Genomic DNA, 18494 nt, shown 5'->3' with positions numbered 1-18494 from the left:
CCATGAAGCCCCAGGTCCGCGACGAAGGCCACCCCTACCAGAACCCCGAACTCCCCGTGGAACAGCGGGTCGACGACCTCATCGCCCGGATGACGGTGGCCGAGAAGGCGGGTCAGCTCTTCCACACCATGATCGCCATGAAGCCCGACGGCTCGACCGTCGAGAAGGGCGACGCGGGCATGGTGGAGCTGGACACCACCCGCATGCTGCACACCCAGTACCTCACCCACTTCAACCTCCTGGGCACGTACGAGCCCGGCGCCATGGCGCGCTGGCACAACACCCTCCAGGCGATGGCCGCCGACACCCGCCTCGGCATCCCGGTCACCCTCTCCACCGACCCCCGCCACGCCTTCACCGACAACGTGGGCGCCTCCTTCGGCGCCGGCGCGTTCTCCGCCTGGCCCGAGCCGCTGGGCCTGGCCGCCCTGCGCGACCCGGACCTGGTGCACGCGTTCGCGGACACCGTCCGGCGCGAGTACCTGGCGGTCGGCTTCCGCGTCGCCCTGCACCCGCAGATCGACCTGGCCACCGAGCCCCGCTGGTCCCGCCAGAGCGGCACGTTCGGCTCCGACGCCGCCCTCACCGCACGGCTCGTCCGCGCCTACGTCCGCGGACTCCAGGGGGAGAAGCTGGGCCGGCACTCGGTCTCGGCGATGGTCAAGCACTTCCCGGGCGGCGGCCCGCAGAAGGACGGCGAGGACCCGCACTTCCCGCACGGCAAGGAGCAGGTCTACCCCGGCGGCATGCGCGACCTGCACCTGGAGCCCTTCAAGGCGGCGATCGCCGCCGGGTGCGCGCAGATGATGCCGTACTACGGGCAGCCCGTCGGCACCGACTGGGAGGAGGTCGGCTTCGGCTTCAACAAGGACGTCGTCCAGGGCCTGCTGCGGGACCGCCTCGGCTTCGACGGCATCGTCTGCACCGACTGGGGTCTGATCAGCGACGCGGAGATCTTCGGCGAGCGGCACGAGGCCCGCGCCTGGGGCCTGGAGTCGCTGTCGGAGGCGGACCGGGCGGCCCGGGTGCTGGAGGCGGGCTGCGACCAGTTCGGCGGCGAGGCCCGCCCCGAACTCGTCGAGGAACTCGTCGCCTCGGGCCGCGTCCCCGAGTACCGCCTGGACGCGTCCCTGCGCCGCGTACTGCGGGAGAAGTTCGTCCTCGGCCTGTTCGACGACCCGTACGTCGACGCCGACCGGGCCGCCGAGACCGTCGGCCGCGCCGACTTCGCCGAGGCGGGCGCCCGCGCCCAGCGCCGCTCCCTGACCCTCCTCACCAACCGGGAGCACACCCTCCCGGTGACCGGACGCCCCAGGCTCTACGTGGAGAACGTGGCGGCCGGGACGGCGGGCGGGTACGGCGAGGTGGTGGCGGACCCGGCGCGGGCGGACCTCGCCGTCCTGCGGCTGCGCACCCCCTACGAGCCCCGCCCGAACAAGTTCGAGTCGATGTTCCACTCCGGCCGGCTCGACTTCACCGAGGAGGAGCTGAAGCCGGTCCTCGACCTGCTGGACACGGTGCCCACGGTCGTCTGCGTCAACCTGGAGCGGGCCGCGGTCATCCCGGAGATCGCCGAACGGGCCGCCGCGCTGATCGCCGACTACGGCGCCGACGACGCGGCGGTCCTGGACGTGGTGTTCGGCCGGGCCCGGCCCGAGGGCCGGCTGCCGTTCGAACTGCCCCGCTCCATGGCGGCCGTCGAGGCGTCCCGCCCGGACGTCCCCGACGACACCGCCGACCCGCTCTTCCCCCGCGGGGCCGGCCTGCGGCTGTGACCGGCGGGGGCCCGGCGGGGGTCACGCCTCAGCGGCCCTCGCCGTCCCCCGCCCACACCGCCGGCGTCCGGCCCGACCACGGGCTCGCCTGCTCCAGCTGGCCGGCGAGACGGAAGAGGCTGTCCTCGCGGCCGTGACCGGCGGCGAACTGCATCCCGACCGGAAGCCCCGTCCCGGCGTCCGCCGTCACCGGTACGGACATGGCGGGCGTGCCCGCCACGTTGAACACCGCGGTGAACGGCGCACGGGACAGGACCCGGTCGAGCCACCCGTGGCCGTCCAGCGTCTCCTCCCCCTCGGCGAACGTGCCGAGGGGGACGGGAAGCTCGGGCAGGGTCGGGGTGAGCAGCACGTCGTACGCCTCGAAGGACCGGGCCAGGCTCCGGGCGACCCGGTTGCGCATCCCGAGGGCGGCGACGAACTGCGGGCCGGTGACCTGCCGTCCGTAGTGGTAGCTCGCCAGGACGGGCGGCTCCAGGGTCGAGGAGTCGACCGGCCGGCCGAGCCCGGCGGCCAGTTCGTCGACCTGGGCGGCCAGATTCGCCGCCCACTGTCGGGCGTTGGCCAGCACGAACTCCTCCCAGCCGGCCCCGAGGTCCACCTCCGCCTCCGCCACCCGGTGGCCGAGGGATGCGAGCAGGGCGGCGGTGCGCGCGACGGCGTCGGCCACGGCGGCGGTGGTGCGGCGTCCGCCCCACGCCTGGGTGAGCACCCCGATCCGCAGCGAGCCCGGGTCACGGGTGACCTCCTGCGCGTACGGCCGGGACGGCGGCGCGGCGTAGTAGGGGTCGCCCGGTTCCGGGCCGCTGATCAGGTCGAGCAGGACCGCGCTGTCGCGCACGGAGCGGCTGACGGCGCCGTGCACGGCCAGGCCGTTGAAGACCTCGTCCGCGCCGGGGCCCATGGAGACCCGGCCGCGGGTGGGCTTCAGCCCGAACAGGCCGTTGCAGGCGGCGGGTATCCGCAGGGATCCGGCCGCGTCGGTGGCGTGCGCCATCGGCACCACCCCGGCGGCGACCGCGGCGCCCGCGCCCCCGCTGGAGCCGCCCGCGCTGCGCGTCACGTCCCACGGGTTACGGGTCGCGCCGTACAGCACCGGTTCCGTCGTGACGCTGTACGCCATCTCCGGGGTCGCGGTCCGCCCGAACGTCACGAGGCCGGCCCGCCGGAAGCGGGTCATCAGGAAGGAGTCGGCGCCGGCGACGAGACCGGCCGCGAGCCGGCTGCCCAGCTCCGTGCGCCGCCCGGCCATGGTGACCCCGAGGTCCTTGATCAGGAAGGGGACACCGGCCAGCGGCGCGCTGCCGGGAGCGGGCCGGTCGTCGGTGTCCCAGGTCTCCACGACGGCGTTGATCCGCGGACCGACCGCCCGCGCCGCCGCCCGCGCGGCCGCCTCCACCTCGGCGGGCGTCACCTCGCCCCCGGCCACCAGCTCCGCCAGTCCGACAGCGTCGAACCTCACGTACTCGGCAACTTCCACTGCCACTCCCGATGCGAAGAGAAAACACGAAAAGAAAACACGAAAAGAAGATGAGAAAAGAACGCGAACGATACCGGTGAGTCCCTGACGATACCGATCGGTATCGCATGGGACGGACTGGTACCGTACCAGGGGCCGAAAAGGCCGGGGCCGAGGGGCCGAAACCGACCGGATGTCACGGAGCAGCCATGGAACCGACCGCCGCGAGGCCGTCCAGAAGACCGGACCGGGTGGCGAAACTGCCGCCCCGTGAGCGCATCCTCGACGCGGCGGAGGAGCTGTTCCAGAGCGAGGGGATCCGGCGGGTGGGCGTCCAGGCGATCGCCGAGCGGGCCGAGACCACCAAAATGGCGATCTACCGGCACTTCGAGACCAAGGACGCCTTGGTCGCGGAGTGGCTGCGGATCGTCGCCGCCGACTACCAGGCGGCCTTCGACCGGGCCGAGGCGGAACACCCGGGGCGGCCCAGGGAGCAGATCCTGGGCCTGGCCCGTTTCATCGCCGAAGGGCTGCCGGCGCTCTCGCACCGGGGCTGCCCGTTCATCAACTCCCTCGCCGAGCTGCCCGACCGCGACCACCCCGCCCGGCAGGTGATCGAGGAACACAAGGCCCGCCAGACCCGCAGACTGGCCGGCATGTGCGCCGAGGCCGGGCTGCCCGACCCCGACCAGGTCGCCGCCGAGATCACCTTCGTACTCGAAGGCGCGCAGGTCAGCACCCAGAACGGCAGCATCGACCGGGCGGGGGAAAGGCTGCTGCGCATCGTCGAGGGCATCGTGGACCGGCCCGACGCGTCCCGGAACCGCTGACAGGGCGCGACGGCGATGCCGATCTCCCGGACCGTGCTCCAAGACGGCCGGCGGCATCTCGTCACGCCCGCCGGACGCGGCGCGGAGGCCGTGCCCGGACAGCGGGCGTCCGCGGCGACCCGCTCCAGCGGGAGCGAGGCCGGTCCCGCTGCTGACGAGTGCCGCTCCGCCCTCGACGGCCCGCCCGCGCCCCGGTTACCGGCCCGCCGGGGCGGCCGGGGCGCGGATCTCAGGCCGCCGCCCCCATCGCCAGCACCGACGTCTGGCTCCCGAAGGCGAACGACATGGACACCGCGAGGTCGAACGAGGTGTCGCGGGCGCCCTCCGCCACGTGGTCGTGGTCGCACTCCGGGTCGGGCGTCGTCAGATTGATGGTCGGCACCAGCCGCTGGTGGTGCAGCATCAAGGCGGTGGAGGCCGCGTTGATGATCCCGGCCAGGCCGAAGGTGTGCCCGTAGATCGGCTTGTTGGAGCTGATCGGGGGCAGCGCCCCGAGACCGCGGCCGGGATACAGCGCGCGCAGGGCCCGGCTCTCGGCGAGGTCGTTGTAGCGGGTCGCGGTCCCGTGGCCGCAGAAGTAGCCCACCTCGTCCGGGCGGCGCCCGGCCTCCTCCAGGGCCTCCACCACCAGACCGGCGGTGACCTTGCCGGTCAGGTCCATGGTGGTGGGGTGGTCGGCCTCGTTCATCGAGGCGTGGGCGAGGACACGGGCGTACACCCGGGCACCGCGCCGCCGGGCGGCCGACTCCCGCTCCAGGCACAGCACCACGGAACCCTCGCCGAGGGCGAACCCCTCGCGGTCGGCGCTGTAGGGGCGCACCGCGCGGGACGGGTCCTCGGACTCGGTGGAGAGCACACCACTGCCCAGCGCCCGGTAGCAGCGCGCCACCTCGGGCAGGATGGGAAACTCGTGGCCGCCCACCAGGACGGCGTCGCTGCTGCCCGCCCGCAGCTCCCGCAGGGCCAGGCCGATCGCCTGGTGGCCGCCGACGCAGGCGTTGCTGACCGTCGTGACGAGGCCCTTCGCCCCGGTGTGGATGGCGGCCAGGCTGGCCGGGGTGCCGGGCAGCCCGCGGAACATGGCGCCCTTGTCGTCGTACGCCGTCGGGTCCTCGCCACGCAGCACCGGCTGCCACCAGGAGAGCGGGCCGCGCGACGAGGAGAAGATGACGCTGAGCCGCCGGGGATCGACATCCCCCTGGCCCAGGCCCGCGTCGTCGCGGGCCTGGACGAGCGCGGACACCGCGATCAGGATCTCCCGGCTGTACTTGTGGGCGTGGGAGGGGTCGAGGCCGGGCAGGTGGGCGGTGTGGTCGAAGTCGCGTATCTCGGCCGCCGCGTGCACGGGCATTCCCTCGGCGGGGCCGTCGAACCGGGTGAGGGCCCCGATCTGGGACCGCCCGCCCGAGAGGTGCTGCCAGAATGCGGCGGCCGATCCGGTACCGGGCAGCAGGGCGCCTATCCCGGTGATGACGACCGGGTCGTCGGCGGCAGGTCGGTCAGTCATCGTCGGAAACTCCTTGCAGTGCGGGATCACTGCGTGTCTCCCGCGCCGGACCGGTGGGGGTGGGACGTCCGTAGGTGAGGGCCGCGACGGCGACGGCGACGGCTGCGAGGACGAAGGCGGGCACGGCGGTCGACTCGGGGCCCCGGGTGTTGACGAGGAGACCGCCGACCACGCCGCCGATGGCGATGCCCAGGTACAGAGCGGAGCTGTTGAGCGCCACGGTGAAGGGGCCGCTCGCCTCGCTGAGCGAAAGCAGCCGGTGCTGCTGGGGCACGAGGTACATCCACCCCGTGGCGCCCCAGACGAACAGCGCGACGCCCGCCCCGATCAGGGAATCGGACCACAGCGGCAGCAGGGCCAGGTCCACCGCCATGCCGCCGACGGCGAGCAGGAGCACCGCCCGGTTGCCCAGCCGGTCGGTGGCGATCCCGGCGATGGCGTTGCCCGCGACGGCGCCGACGCCGAACACGAACAGCAGCACCGACAGCGCCCGCCCGCCGTGGGTGGCGTCCTGGAGCACCGGGCCGATGTACGTGTAGACCACGTGCTCGGAGGTGACGGCGAGCAGGGTGACCGACAGGGTGATCAGGACGGCCGGGTCGCGCAGGCCCGAGAGCCGTTCGGCCAGCGGGTGCCTGCCCGCGGGCGCCAGTCTCGGCAGCGTCAGGCTCCCCAGCAGCGCGACCGCGCCCAGCGCGGCGACCGCCCAGAGCGTGGCCCGCCAGCCCGCCAGGCCGCCGATCCAGGTGCCGATCGGCACTCCCAGCGCGGTGGCCACGGTCAGGCCGCCGATGACGATCCCCAGTGCCCGGCCCCTGCGCTCCTCGGGGACCAGGGACGCGGCGGCGGCGGACGCCTGGGGCGTGTACGAGGCGGCGCCGAGCGCGGCGACGAACCGGCCCGCCGCGACCCAGCCGTAGGAGTCGCCCAGTGCGGAGATCACGTTGCCGGCGATGAACGTCCCCAGCCCGCAGGCCAGTACGGTCCGGCGGGACAGCGAGCCGGTGATCGTGGCGCTGACCGGGGCGAACAGCGCGTACGTCAGGGAGAACACGGTGATCAGCTGACCGGCGGCACCGGAGGAGACACGGAGGTCGTGCGCGATCTCCGGCAGCACACCGGCGATCACGAACGCGTCCGTGCCGATGGCGAAGGCGCCCACCGCGAGCAGCCAGAGCACAGGCGGGGTGGAGTTTTTCACGGGAATCCTCGACATCTCGTGTTCAGGTTCGGCCGCGGCCCGGCACGAGCACCGTTCCGGAACCCGTGCCGGGGCGACGGCCGTCGGCCGGTGCGATCAGCGGCCGCGGGGAAGACCGGCCGCCGACCACACGGCGTCGAGCGCCTCGACGAAGGTCTGGACGTCCTCGGCCGTGTGGCGGGAGGTGGGCGTGACGCGCAGCCGCTCGGTGCCCTCGGGAACGGTCGGCGCGTTCACCGGCTGGACGTAGATGCCGTGGTCGCCCAGGAGCAACGCGCTGACCTGCTTGTTGCGGTGCGGGTCACCGACGAGCACCGGGACCACGTGGCTGTCCCGCGAGATGACCGGGATGCCCCGCGCGGCCAGTCCCTCCTTCAGTTCCGCCGCGCGCGCCCGCAGCAGGTCCCGCTGGGTGGAGTCGTGGCGGACCAGACGCAGCGCGGACAGCGCGCCGGCCACCAGCGGCGCCGGGGCGGACGTGCTGAAGACGAACGGGGCCGCGAAGGTCCGCACGCTGTCGATGACCGAGGCCGGCCCGGCGATGTAACCGCCGGCCCCGCCGAGCCCCTTGCCGAAACCGCCCTGGAAGACGGTGATCCGGTCGCGGACCCCCTGCTGCTCCGCGTAGCCGGAGCCCTCCTCGCCGTAGATGCCGACCGAGTGGATCTCGTCCAGGTAGGTCAGGGCGCCCGACTCCTCGGCGATGTCCACGATCTCCCGGACCGGGGAGAAGTCGCCCTCCATGGAGTACAGGGACTCGAAGGCGACCAGCTTGGGCGCGTCCGGGTCCGTCTCCTCCAGCAGCTTGCGCAGGTGGCCCGTGTCGTTGTGGCGGAAGATCCTCTTCTGCGCGCCGCTGTTGCGGATGCCCTGGATGATCGAAGCGTGGTTCAGCTCGTCGGAGAAGATCACCAGCCCCGGTATGCGCCGGCCCAGCACCGACAGGGTGGCGTCGTTGGCCGCGAAGCCGGTGCTGAACAGCAGCGCCCGCTCCTTGCGGTAGAGCGAGGCGAGCTCGGCCTCCAGGTCCTCGTGGAAGGTGCTGGTGCCCGAGATGCTGCGCGCGCCGCCGGTGCCCAGGCCCACGCCGCGCACCGCGTCGGCGACCGCGTCGGCGACCGTCGGGTGGTGGCTCAGCGAGAGGTAGTCGTTGGAGCACCAGACGGTGATCTCGCGCGGACCGTCGGCGGCGTGGAGCACGGCCCGCGGGGCCGTCTCGGCGCGGCGCTCCAGGTTCAGGTACGTCCGGTAGCGCCCCTGCTCCTTGGCCGACGCGACGTCCTGGGCGAGGTGTGACAGAGCCTGCTGCATGGGTGGGATTCCCTTTCTGGCATGGGGGTCAGGCCGCGAGCGGGCCGGTGCGCAGTGCCCCGCGGCGCAGCGCGGGGGAGGGGCGGTAGTGCCCGTCCCGGTGTTCGTCGTCGAGGTTCTCCAGCAGGGCGAGGACCGAGGGCAGCCCGATCCGCTCGCCCCAGGCGATCGGCCCCAGCGGGTAGTTGGTGCCCAAGCGCATGGCGGTGTCGACGTCGGTGGCGCTCGCCAGGCCGTCGGCCACCGCGTCCAGCGCGATGTTGACGAGCATGGCGACGGTGCGGAACACCAGCAGCCCCGGGATGTCGTCCACCGTGCTGACGTCCTTGCCCAGCAGCTGGAACAGGCCCACCGCGGCGTCCCGCGAGGCGTCGGACGTCCCGCCGCTCACCGCCAGGGCGGTCCGGGAGGAGGTGGCGAAGTCCAGGCTCAGGTCGAACAGGACGACCGGACGTTCCGTACGCCGGGCGTGCCGGTCGGCCGTACGCCCGTCGGTCAGACGCAGCAGCGTCCCGTCGGGCAGCTCGAACATGCCGTCCAGCGCGCTGCCGGCGGCCGCCGCCACCCGCTCGACGGGGATCCTGGCCGCGACGAGCGCGTCCACGAGTCCTCCGGCGGGCCCGGCGTCACCGTGCAGACGCACCAGACGCGGCGGCGGTACGGACACCGGGGCGCGGGTGTCGGGGACGGGCCGGGCGGCGCCGGGCCCGTGGTCGTAGAACCCCCGGCCCGTCTTGCGCCCGAGGTACCCGCCCTCCACCAGCTTGCGCTGGACGAGGGAGGGCGCGAAGCGCGCGTCGTGGTGGAAGGCGCTCCACACCCCCCGGGTGACCGCTTCGTTGACGTCGTGGCCGATGAGGTCCATCAGCGCGCAGGGGCCCATGGCGAAGCCCCCCGAGCCCGTGAGGACCGCGTCGATGGTGGCCGGTGACGCCGCCCGCTGTTCCCGGGTGCGCAGCGCCTCTCCGTAGAAAGGGCGTGCCACCCGGTTGACGATGAATCCGGGCAGGTCGGCGGAGAACACCGGGGTCTTTCCCCAGCGCTCCGCGGTCCGGTGCAGGAAACGGGTGGTGCGCTCGGCCGTGGACGGCGCGGAAACCACTTCGACCAGCGCCATCAGGGGAGCCGGATTGAAGAAGTGCAGTCCCGCGAACCGGGCCGGGTTCTCCAGGCCGGCGGCGAGAGCGGTCACGGACAGGGAAGAAGTGTTGGTGGCGATGACGGATTCCTCGCCCACATGCTTCTCGATGTCCGCGAGAAGTGCGGACTTGGCCGCCATGTCCTCGTGCACGGACTCTATGACGAGGCCGGCCGATGCCGCTTCGGTCAATTCTTCCGAGCTGGTAATACAATCCAGAGCGGCGAGCGCTTCCTCTTTGCCCAGCCGTCCCTTGTCGACCAGTCGGAGGATACGGCTCTCGATTTCCTCCCGGCCTCGGCGGGAACTCTCCGCACGGCGGGTCAGCAGGAGCACCCGGTGGCCGGCGAGGAGCGCGACCTGGGATATCCCGGTCCCCATGGCGCCGGCTCCGATGACGGCCACAAGGTCGTCCGGTTGCTTGTGCAACTTCACAGGATTCCTCGGTGGGTAGGCTTTTACGCTGCGGCGTCCGAGCTTCTGTGGCAACACCTGCGGTCAACGTAATGCACACCCTCGGTCATGGCCGGAGCGTGCAACATGCTGTTCATAGGAGCTTCATAGAGAACTGTGCGCAGGGGGTTCATGAGGAATTGTCGATTTCCTTGCGCCGGGCGGGGGCCGCCCCATCGGTCGGCCGTGGAGGCGCCGAACGCGGCGTCTTCGGCGAAAAACCGGCCAGCGGGCCGGCATTTTCCATGGCGTGTTCTTTTCGGTGATATGGCGGTGAGGCGGCAGTCCGGAGAGGTCCTGTCCTGGGCGGCGCGATCGGCCGGCCGCGAGGCGGTGTGCCGCCGGTGGCCGGATGTTCGCGCCGATGACGCTCCGGCCGCGCTCGGTGACGGTCCAGCCGCGCGGACACCGGAGAGAGAGCGGATAATCACGACATATGGGCCTGTGGGGCAAACGGAACGACATGGTGGTGCACGAACGGGAGCCGTTCAACGCCGAACCACCACCCGCCGCGCTGACCGGCGGCGGCATCACCCCCCTGGACGCCTTCTACAGCCGCAACCACGGTCCCGTCCCCGACATCGACCCGGCCGGGTGGCGGCTGGAGGTGGACGGCCTGGTCGAGCGGCGGCTGAGCCTGTCGGCGGCCGAGCTGCGGGCCCGGTTCGAGGAGGCGGAGGTGACCGCCACCCTCCAGTGCGCGGGCAACCGGCGGACGGAACTGACCGGCGTACGCGACATCCCCGGCGAGACACCGTGGGGCCCGTGCGCCCTGTCCACCGCCCGCTTCCGCGGCGTCCGGCTGGCCGACGTCCTCGCCTGCGCCGGCCTGGACCCCCGTACGGCGCACATCGCCTTCACCGCCCCCGACGTCTCCCCGCTCGCCGATCCGCCGCAGCCCTACGGCGTCTCGGTCCCGCTCGGCAAGGCGCTCGGACCGGAGGTGCTGCTCGCCTGGACCATGAACGACCGCCCGCTGCCCCGCGTGCACGGAGCGCCGCTGCGCGCGGTGGTGCCGGGCTGGATCGGTGCCCGCAGCGTCAAGTGGCTGCACCGGATCACCGCCCGGACCGCACCGTCCGACGCCTACTTCCAGGCCACCGCCTACCGCCTGCTCCCGGCCGGCGCCGACCCCGGCCGCACTCGCCCCGGAGACGGCATCCCGCTCGGACCGCTCACCCTGAACTGCGCCGTCCTGAGCCCCGCCGACGGTTCCCGCCCGCCCGCCGGCCCGACGGTGATCACCGGCTACGCCCTGGCCGGCGAGGACCGCACCGTCGCCCGGGTCGACGTGTCACCGGACGGCGGCCGCTCCTGGACGCGGGCCGACCTGGACGAGGCCGCCGGCCCGTGGGTGTGGCAGCACTGGCGCACCGTACTGGACCTGCCCGCAGGCGCGTCGGAGGTCGTCGCCCGGGCCTGGGACTGCGCCGGTGCCACCACCCCCGAGTCACCCGCCACCGTGTGGAACCCCAAGGGCTACGCCAACACCTCCTGGCCACGCGTCCGCCTGCACTGCGGCTGAGCCGGACCCACCGGGCGTTTCCGCACCGCTCCCCGGGGGACTCACCGCTCATGAACAGAAAGCCAGGTCACCGCCGGATGGGGCAGAACCGCGTCCTGTGGCTGCTGGACGCCCTGGAACGCACCCCCAAGGCGGACACGGTCATCGACGCCCTGGGCAGGAGGGTACGGGCGCTGCCCCTGGGGTCCGCGCGGGACCTGCTGCACGGCCGGTGGCTCGGGCACCCGGTGCACCCGCTGCTGGTGCAGGTGCCGATCGGCAGCTGGCTCTCGGCCGCCGTGCTCGACCTGTGCCCCGGCCGCTCCCGGGAGGCGGGCCTGCTCATCGGCGTCGGGCTCGCGACCGCCGCGCCCGCCGCCGTGACGGGCGCCGTCGACTGGGCGGAACTCCACCCGCAGCAGCAGCGGGTCGGCCTGGTGCACGCCCTGGCCAACACGACCGCCCTCGGCCTCTACGGCGCCTCACTGCTGTGCCGCCTCACGGGCCGGCCGGCGGCCGGACGGGCGTACGGGTTCCTCGGTCTGACGGCGGTCGGCGCGGGCGGCATGCTCGGCGGCCACCTGGCCTACCGCCAGGCCTCCGGCGCCAACCACGCCGAGGAGGTCCCGCACGTCGTCACGCCGGGCTGGCACCGGGTCGGCGACGTGGCGGAGTTCCCCGCCGGCGAGCCCGTACGGCGGACCGTGGACGACGTGCCGGTCCTGGTCGTCCGTGAGACCGGCGGCACCGTCCACGCGCTGGCCGAGCGGTGCAGCCACCTCGCCGGACCCCTGTCCGAGGGCGCGGTCGCCGACGGGTGCGTCACCTGCCCCTGGCACGGCAGCGTCTTCCGGCTCTCCGACGGCTGGAACGTCCGCGGCCCCGCCACCGCACCCCAGCCCGCCTTCGACACCCGCGTCGTCGACGGCCACGTCGAGGTGCGGCTGCGCGGGCAGGACGGACCGGAGCCGGAAGCCGCCGGGGACGGCGAGCGGACCCACGAGCACAGCGGCTGACGGACGCTTCCCCCGCCCAGCGGCATCCGGACATGTCATACGCCGGGCCCGCTGTCGCCCTGACTGAGCCACCAGGGGGAACCCTCCGGCCCATGGACGTGAGCGGTGGCCCGGAACCGCCCCCGGCGGAAAGACTGCGAGTGCACGTCCGCGCCGACCGCCGGAAACGGGGTACCCCGGCGGCGCGCGAGTCCCCCCTCGTCCTCAGGAGGCAGGCGTATGACGTTCAATCCGCTGGAGCAGCGGGGTATCCCGCTCGACCGCCAGCTGCGCAGCTGGCGCGAGCTGAACGTGGAGCCCATCGACCCGGACCGGTGCGACCCCTACACCCGCTGCCGGATCATCACCATGAACGGCATCGAGGTGGAGGCGATCCTCTTCAGCCACCAGCTCGCCCGGCACTGTCCCGACCCCGAGATCAAGCGGCAGCTGGCCCGCACCCGGTACATCGAGGCGCAGCAGCAGAAGGTCGTGAACTGGCTGCTTCCGGGGCTGTCCTCGGTCCTGGAGACGACGATCGCCTACGAGCAGGTCGCGGTGGACCTGACGGCGTGGGTGGCGCGGATGGAGCCGGACCCGTACCTGAAGCAGGCGTACCAGTTCGGGGTGCTGGAGGACTTCGACCACCTGTACCGGTACGCGAACCTGTACGAGATGATCGAGCACCGCAAGGCGGAGTCGATCGTCGACAACCTCACCGAGGTCATGCCCGGCCGGCCCACCCGGTTCCACCACCGCGACCCGGTCGACAACGTCCGTGACCCCTACGACAAGGACACGACGAACCCGCTGTCCAAGCTGCACGCGCTGACCATCATGTCGGCGGAGCAGCAGACCATGAACTTCTACATGAACACCGGCCCCACCTACATGGAGCCGATCGCCCGCCAGCTCTACCAGGAGATCGGGCTGATCGAGGAGGAGCACGTCACCCACTACGAGTCCCTGGTGGACCCGGGGGAGACGTGGTGGGAGCAGCTCGTCAACCACGAGTACAACGAGTGCTACCTGTACTACTCCTTCATGGAGCAGGAGAGCGACCCCAGGGTCAAGGCGATCTGGGAGCTGCACCTGAACATGGAGCTGGAGCACCTGCACACCGCCTGCGACCTGATGCGCCGCCACGACGGCCGGGACCCCGCCTCGGTGCTGGCGCCCGAGCTGCCCAACGTGCTCACCTTCGAGCCGAACAAGGGCTATCTGCGGGAACTGCTGGACACCCAGATGGACCTGACCACCCTCGGAGCGGGCTACGTCCGCGAGGCGCACGAGCGGTTCGAGGCGATGCAGGAGCAGATCCACGGCGGCGAGGCCCCGCCGAGCGACCGCGTGATGGCCGAGCACGACGCCATGTTCGGCCGCGAGTACCGGGTCCAGTCCGAGGGCGAGCACCCCGACCCCGCCATGCGCGAGAAGTGAGGGGGCACGACATGTCCGAGCTGCACACCCCGCAGGCCGGGGACGACCACGCCGAGGACGACGACGTCGTGGCGCTGCTGATGCGCCAGCACGGCGACATCCGCAACCTCTTCGACGAGGTGGAGGCGTGCACCGGTGAGGAACGCCGGGACGCCTTCCGCCGGCTGGTGCGGCTGCTGGCGGTGCACGAGACAGCCGAGGAGGAGGTGATCCATCCCTTCGCGCGGCGCGCGTTCGACGGCGGCGAGGAGGTCGTCGCCGACCGGCTCGCCGAGGAGAAGGCCGCCAAGGAGACCCTCGCGGTCCTCGACGACATGGACACCGACGACCCGGAGTTCCTGTCCCAGCTGATGCGGCTCCGTACCGACGTGCAGGAACACGCCCGGGCCGAGGAGCGGTACGAGTTCACGCACATCCGGCGCAGCACCGACGCCGCGAGCCTGGCGGCCATGGCGCGGGCGATCAAGGCCGCCGAGGCGATGGCACCCACCCGCCCGCATCCGGGGGTGGAGTCGGGGGCCAAGAACATGGCCCTGGGCCCTGTCGCCGCCCTCATGGACCGCACCAAGGACGCCGCCCGCAGGGCCATGGGGAAGGGCTGAACGCCGGTTTGGGGCGGACGCCGGGCCCGGACGGCGGGCACGGGGGAACCGGGATCCGGCCCGGCGGTCAGGCCCCGACGGCTCCGTCGCGGTTCAACGGCCCCCAGGGGCCGCGCTGCCGGCGGATGATGTCACCGGCCTCGGCGATCACCCGTGCGTCGATCCAGCCCAGCGGCTCCACGTCCGTGACCAGCGGTTCGTTGTCCGGCCCACGGGCCACCTCCCGGCCGGCCAGCACCCAGGGGCGGGTGCCGGAGTGCTTCACCCGCGGCAGGTGGGAGTAGTCGTACAGCCGCCGGGCGACCCAGACGCCCGGCGGCCGGTCGCCCCACCAGCTCTCGACGTCCAGCGGGCTGGCCGACAGACCGGGCATCGCCACGCCGGTCAGGTCGTCCGTGCTGGAGATCGCCGACAGGTCCTTGCCGGGGCCCAGCGACCAGCGCACGTAGAGCCCGTGGCGGGCGGTCACCAGGGCGGTCAGGCCGCGCAGGGTGGTGAAGGTGGTCATGTGGGGGGTGTCCGTCATGGTCGTGCCGTTCTGCCGCTGGGACGAGGCCGCTGGGATGAAGCCGCTGGGACGAGGCCGCTGGGACGAGGGGCGTCCTCCCGCCGGTCCCGGGCCGGGTCATCGCCCCCGAACCTGAGCGCGGGGCACGGGTCCCGCGTCCGCGTGGCGGCCGGGACGCGCCGCGGCGTGCCGCTGCCCGGGCCCCGGGCCCGAGCGGGCGGCCAGGGCGTCGGCGACGGCACCGGTCACGAAGGCGTACACCGTCTTGTGGAACAGGTCGACCACCAGCTCCCGGCGGGGCCAGGTGGGCGGCGGGGCGCCCACGCCGGTGGCGTTCTCCAGGATCTGGTCGCTGGTGAACCGTACGACGGCGAACTGCGCCGACGACCAGGGCCCGCGCAGCCCGGCGTGTGCCATCACCGACCGCAGCACGCCCAGGAGGGCGCCCTGCCCGACGTGCATGGCGAGGTTCACCGGCACGGGCTGACGGCCGCCCGGGTGTTCCGGCAGGCCGGTCAGCCGCTGCAGGGTCCGGGCGGGCACATGGGAATCGGGACGGCCGGTCAGCCGCTGCTCGGCCTTCTCGGCCAGCGTCATCACCACCACCCCGGCCATGCCGGCCGCCGGCCCCTGCCACCACGCGTGTTTCCTCATGCCGCCGCGAGTACCCGCACCCCCGCGTGTTCACCGCGTTCCGCCCCGGCGCCCGGCTGCCCGGGACGCCCCCGCGCTACGTGACGACGGGCGGCCCGCCGTCCGGGCCCAGGACCGCCCGCTGACCGCGGCGGCAGTGCACGATCCGGTCGGCGAGCCCCGCGCGGCCGGCCTCGGCCAGGAAGGCGTCGAGCGGTGAGCGGAAGACCGTGTAGTCGTCGTAGTGCACCGGCAGGACCAGCCGTGGACCGAGCCGCCGCGCGAGTTCCGCGCCCTGGCGTCCGTCCATGGTCACCACGGAGCCGCCCGGCAGCGTCGTACCGCCCAGGTGGAGCACGGCGAGGTCCATCGCCGGATGACGCCGGGCGATCTCGTCCAGGCCGTCGAAGAGCAGGGTGTCGCCGGAGAGGTACAGACAGTGCCGCGCGGGCCCGCCGAGCGGGCCGAACTCCAGCAGGCTCCCCATCACCGGCGGCAGCAGGCGCCGCAGCACCGGGTGGCCCGCGTGCCGGGCGGGCAGCGCGGTGACCCGCACCTGGGCGTCCCCGTGCCGCACGGTCTCCTCCTGCCAGGTGCGCAGCCCGACGGCCCGGTGGAAGCCGTGCACGGCCTGGAGCCGGCGGGACGCGTGCGGGGTGGTGACGATCGGCAGGGACCGGGACAGGTGCCGCCTGGCCCGGCGGTCCCAGTGGTCGCCGTGCAGGTGGGACAGCACCACCGCGTCGAGGGCCGGCAGGTCGCGCGGGTCCAGGGCGGGCTTGGTCAGACGGCGGCTGACCAGCCCGTACCCGAGGTGGGCGAGCTGGCCGCGGTGCAGGAAGTTCGGGTCGGTGAGCAGACTCAGCCCGCGGTACCGGAGCAGCACGGTGGCGTTGCCGATGAAGTGGAGCCGCAGTGAGTCGTCGGGGGAGGACGGGTCCATGAGCGATCGATCCTGTCCGGGAGTGCTCGGCCGGGCCCGGGCGCCCGGGCCCTCGGGCACGGACGGAGTACCCCTCGGAGGAGGGCTCACCCGGACCCGCCGCCGGGTGCCCTCAGCGGTTCGGCTCGGCCGCGCTGATCCGTGCCAGGACACACGTGGGGTCCTGGTCGACGGCCACGTCTCCCAAGGTGACGATGCCGACCGGGCGGCCGTCGTCGACCACGGGCAGCCGGCGCAGGGCCTTGCCCCGCATCAGCTGCACCGCCCGGTCGACGTCGTCCTCGGGGGCGACGCACACCACGTCCCCGCTGCACGCCTCGGCGACCGTCCGGGCGGAGGCGTCCTGGGCGTCGGCGAGGATGCGCACCGTCAGGTCACGGTCGGTGACCAGCCCGCGCAGCCGCCCGTCGGCCACCACCAGTACCGCGCCGATGTCCTTGTCGCGCATGACGCGGGCCACCTCCGGGACCGGGGTGTCGGGGGCCACGGTGACCGGGCCGAGGGTCATCACCTCGCGTACCTGCGGAGCCATTTCCTTCTCCTTGCCGGACAACGGACGTGAAGGAGAGGTACCACTCCCGGTGCGGATCGAACCGGCGACGTGCCAACGCGGGGGCGGAACACGGGTGTTGACCTGCCCGCCCGCGCGTCCCGGGCCGGGATCAGGCGTCGACCGCCGGGTAGGTCGGGTACTCCACGCCGGAGACGTGCTGGACGACCCGGACCACCTGGCAGGAGTAGCCGAACTCGTTGTCGTACCAGAGGTAGAGGATCGCGTTGTCGCCCTCGGCCTTCAGCGCGCCGGCGTCGACGATCGAGGCGTGCCGGGAGCCGATGAAGTCGCTGGAGACCGCGTCCGGGGCGGTGATGAAGTCGATCTGGCGCTTCAGCGGCGACGTCAGCGACACCTCGCGCAGGTGGTCCAGGACCTCCTCGCGGGTGGTCTCGCGGGCGAGCTGGAGGTTGAGGATCGCTATCGACACGTCCGGGACCGGGACGCGGATCGAGGAGCCGGTGATCCGCGCCTTCAGGTCCGGGAGCGCCTTGGCGACGGCCGAGGCGGCGCCGGTCTCGGTGATCACCATGTTCAGCGGCGCCGAACGGCCCCGCCGGTCGGACTTGTGGTAATTGTCCAGCAGGTTCTGGTCGTTGGTGAACGAGTGGACCGTCTCGACGTGCCCGCGCAGTACGCCGTACTCGTCGGCCATCGCCTTCAGCGGCGGCACGATCGCGTTGGTGGTGCAGGAGGCGCAGGAGATGATCCGCTCGTCCGGCTTGACCGTCTCGTGGTTGACGCCGTGCACGATGTTGGGGACGTCGCCCTTGCCGGGCGCGGTCAGCACCACCTTGTCGATGCCCGGGCGCAGGTGCTGCGACAGGCCCTCCCGGTCGCGCCAGCGGCCGGTGTTGTCGATGAGGATGGCGTTCTTGATCCCGTACGCCGTGTAGTCCACCGTCGTCGGGTCGGCGGAGTAGATGACCTTGACGGCGTTGCCGTTGGCGACGATGGTGCTGTTCGCCTCGTCGACGGTGATCGTGCCCTGGAACTGGCCGTGGATGGAGTCCCGGCGCAGCAGCGAGGCGCGCTTGACGAGGTCGCCGCCCCCGCTGTCGCGGACGACGATGGCGCGCAGCCGCAGCCCGTTGCCGGAGCCGGCCTTCTCGATCAGCAGCCGGGCCAGTAGTCGGCCGATGCGGCCGAAGCCGTAGAGGACGACGTCCCGCGGCTCACGCCGGTCGATCTTGTTCGCCCCCGTGGCCCCGGCGACGGCCTCGGCGGTGAACTCGGCCACCGACAGCCCCCGGTCGTCGGCCTTGTAGGTCGCGGCGAGCATGCCGATGTCGATCTGGGACGGGCCGAGGTCGAGCGTGGTGAGTGCCTGGAGGAAGGGCAGCGTCTCGGTGACCGACAGCTCCGCGCCGGCGATCTGCCGGGCGAAGCGGTGCGTCTTCAGGATGCTGACCACCGACTTGTTCACCAGGGAGCGGCTGTGCAGCAGGACCGTCACGTCCCGCTCCCGGTGCAGCTTCCCGATCATCGGGATCATCGATTCCGCGATCTCCTCGCGGTTCTTCCAGTCGGTGAACGAGTCGTCGTTGACAGTCACGGTTCCATCTTTCGAGCTAGGCGGCGCTCATATGTTAACCACACCGCCCCGATGATCGATCAAGTGGGGGCAGGGGTGATCGAATGA

General features: G+C 72.8%; 16 protein-coding genes. 6 read left to right on the top strand and 10 right to left on the bottom strand.

Features of this window, described 5'->3' with window-relative positions; translation table 11 throughout:
• Positions 1-2: 2 nt before the first annotated feature.
• A complete protein-coding gene (locus tag ACIQR3_RS18605; RefSeq protein ID WP_403539966.1) occupies positions 3-1775 on the top strand; it encodes a glycoside hydrolase family 3 protein in 1773 nt (590 codons plus the stop codon).
• Positions 1776-1803: 28 nt separating this feature from the next.
• Here ACIQR3_RS18605 and ACIQR3_RS18600 read toward each other — a convergent pair whose 3' ends face one another.
• Complete coding sequence (locus tag ACIQR3_RS18600; RefSeq protein ID WP_403540069.1) at positions 1804-3255, bottom strand: amidase; 1452 nt, start codon at positions 3253-3255, stop codon at positions 1804-1806.
• 188 nt (positions 3256-3443) lie between these two features.
• Between ACIQR3_RS18600 and ACIQR3_RS18595 the strand changes: the two genes are divergently transcribed.
• Complete coding sequence (locus ACIQR3_RS18595; protein WP_403539964.1) at positions 3444-4064, top strand: TetR/AcrR family transcriptional regulator; 621 nt, start codon at positions 3444-3446, stop codon at positions 4062-4064.
• Positions 4065-4293: 229 nt separating this feature from the next.
• Here ACIQR3_RS18595 and ACIQR3_RS18590 read toward each other — a convergent pair whose 3' ends face one another.
• From ACIQR3_RS18590 to ACIQR3_RS18575, 4 genes are all read right to left on the bottom strand, one after another.
• Positions 4294-5571: a beta-ketoacyl-[acyl-carrier-protein] synthase family protein gene (locus tag ACIQR3_RS18590; protein WP_403539963.1), complete on the bottom strand. Its 1278-nt coding sequence runs from the start codon at positions 5569-5571 to the stop codon at positions 4294-4296.
• Positions 5564-6772 carry an MFS transporter gene (locus ACIQR3_RS18585; RefSeq protein ID WP_403539961.1) on the bottom strand — a complete coding sequence of 403 codons (1209 nt, stop codon included), beginning with the start codon at positions 6770-6772 and terminating at the stop codon, positions 5564-5566. Before ACIQR3_RS18585 ends, ACIQR3_RS18590 begins: the two co-directional genes overlap by 8 nt.
• A 96-nt stretch (positions 6773-6868) precedes the next feature.
• Entirely contained in the window at positions 6869-8083 is a 1215-nt protein-coding gene (gene hemA, locus ACIQR3_RS18580) for a 5-aminolevulinate synthase (protein ID WP_403539959.1), read from the bottom strand.
• Between the two features lie 28 nt (positions 8084-8111).
• Complete coding sequence (locus tag ACIQR3_RS18575) at positions 8112-9650, bottom strand: 3-hydroxyacyl-CoA dehydrogenase (protein ID WP_403539957.1); 1539 nt, start codon at positions 9648-9650, stop codon at positions 8112-8114.
• A 487-nt stretch (positions 9651-10137) separates the two neighbouring features.
• Here ACIQR3_RS18575 and ACIQR3_RS18570 point away from each other — a divergent pair, with 487 nt between their 5' ends.
• From ACIQR3_RS18570 to ACIQR3_RS18555, 4 genes are all read left to right on the top strand, one after another.
• Entirely contained in the window at positions 10138-11199 is a 1062-nt protein-coding gene (locus tag ACIQR3_RS18570) for a sulfite oxidase (protein ID WP_403539954.1), read from the top strand.
• Between the two features lie 77 nt (positions 11200-11276).
• Positions 11277-12194, top strand: coding sequence for a Rieske 2Fe-2S domain-containing protein (locus tag ACIQR3_RS18565; protein WP_403539951.1), 918 nt, complete (start codon positions 11277-11279; stop codon positions 12192-12194).
• Between the two features lie 219 nt (positions 12195-12413).
• Positions 12414-13613 (top strand): hypothetical protein, encoded by a 1200-nt coding sequence (locus ACIQR3_RS18560; RefSeq protein WP_215171724.1) that lies wholly within the window; start codon positions 12414-12416, stop codon positions 13611-13613.
• An 11-nt stretch (positions 13614-13624) separates the two neighbouring features.
• On the top strand, positions 13625-14215 hold the full coding sequence (locus ACIQR3_RS18555; RefSeq protein WP_403539949.1) for a hemerythrin domain-containing protein: 591 nt from the start codon (positions 13625-13627) through the stop codon (positions 14213-14215).
• A gap of 67 nt (positions 14216-14282) precedes the next feature.
• Here ACIQR3_RS18555 and ACIQR3_RS18550 read toward each other — a convergent pair whose 3' ends face one another.
• From ACIQR3_RS18550 to ACIQR3_RS18530, 5 genes are all read right to left on the bottom strand, one after another.
• A complete protein-coding gene (locus ACIQR3_RS18550; protein WP_403539947.1) occupies positions 14283-14741 on the bottom strand; it encodes a DUF6098 family protein in 459 nt (152 codons plus the stop codon).
• A gap of 99 nt (positions 14742-14840) precedes the next feature.
• Positions 14841-15377, bottom strand: a complete 537-nt coding sequence (locus tag ACIQR3_RS18545) for a hypothetical protein (protein WP_403539946.1) — start codon at positions 15375-15377, stop codon at positions 14841-14843.
• A 76-nt stretch (positions 15378-15453) separates the two neighbouring features.
• Entirely contained in the window at positions 15454-16299 is an 846-nt protein-coding gene (locus ACIQR3_RS18540) for an MBL fold metallo-hydrolase (protein WP_403539943.1), read from the bottom strand.
• Positions 16300-16411: 112 nt separating this feature from the next.
• The gene (locus tag ACIQR3_RS18535) at positions 16412-16831 is read right to left on the bottom strand and encodes a CBS domain-containing protein (RefSeq protein ID WP_215171732.1); all 420 of its coding nucleotides are present in this window, start codon (positions 16829-16831) and stop codon (positions 16412-16414) included.
• Positions 16832-16961: 130 nt separating this feature from the next.
• Positions 16962-18407 (bottom strand): glyceraldehyde-3-phosphate dehydrogenase, encoded by a 1446-nt coding sequence (locus ACIQR3_RS18530; RefSeq protein WP_403539939.1) that lies wholly within the window; start codon positions 18405-18407, stop codon positions 16962-16964.
• Positions 18408-18494: the final 87 nt, after the last annotated feature.

Source organism: Streptomyces sp. NPDC090994 (assembly GCF_044768905.1).
Classification (GTDB): domain Bacteria; phylum Actinomycetota; class Actinomycetes; order Streptomycetales; family Streptomycetaceae; genus Streptomyces.
The sequence above is the reverse complement of the archived record's forward strand: the minus strand, read 5'-3'. Positions and strand labels throughout refer to the sequence as shown.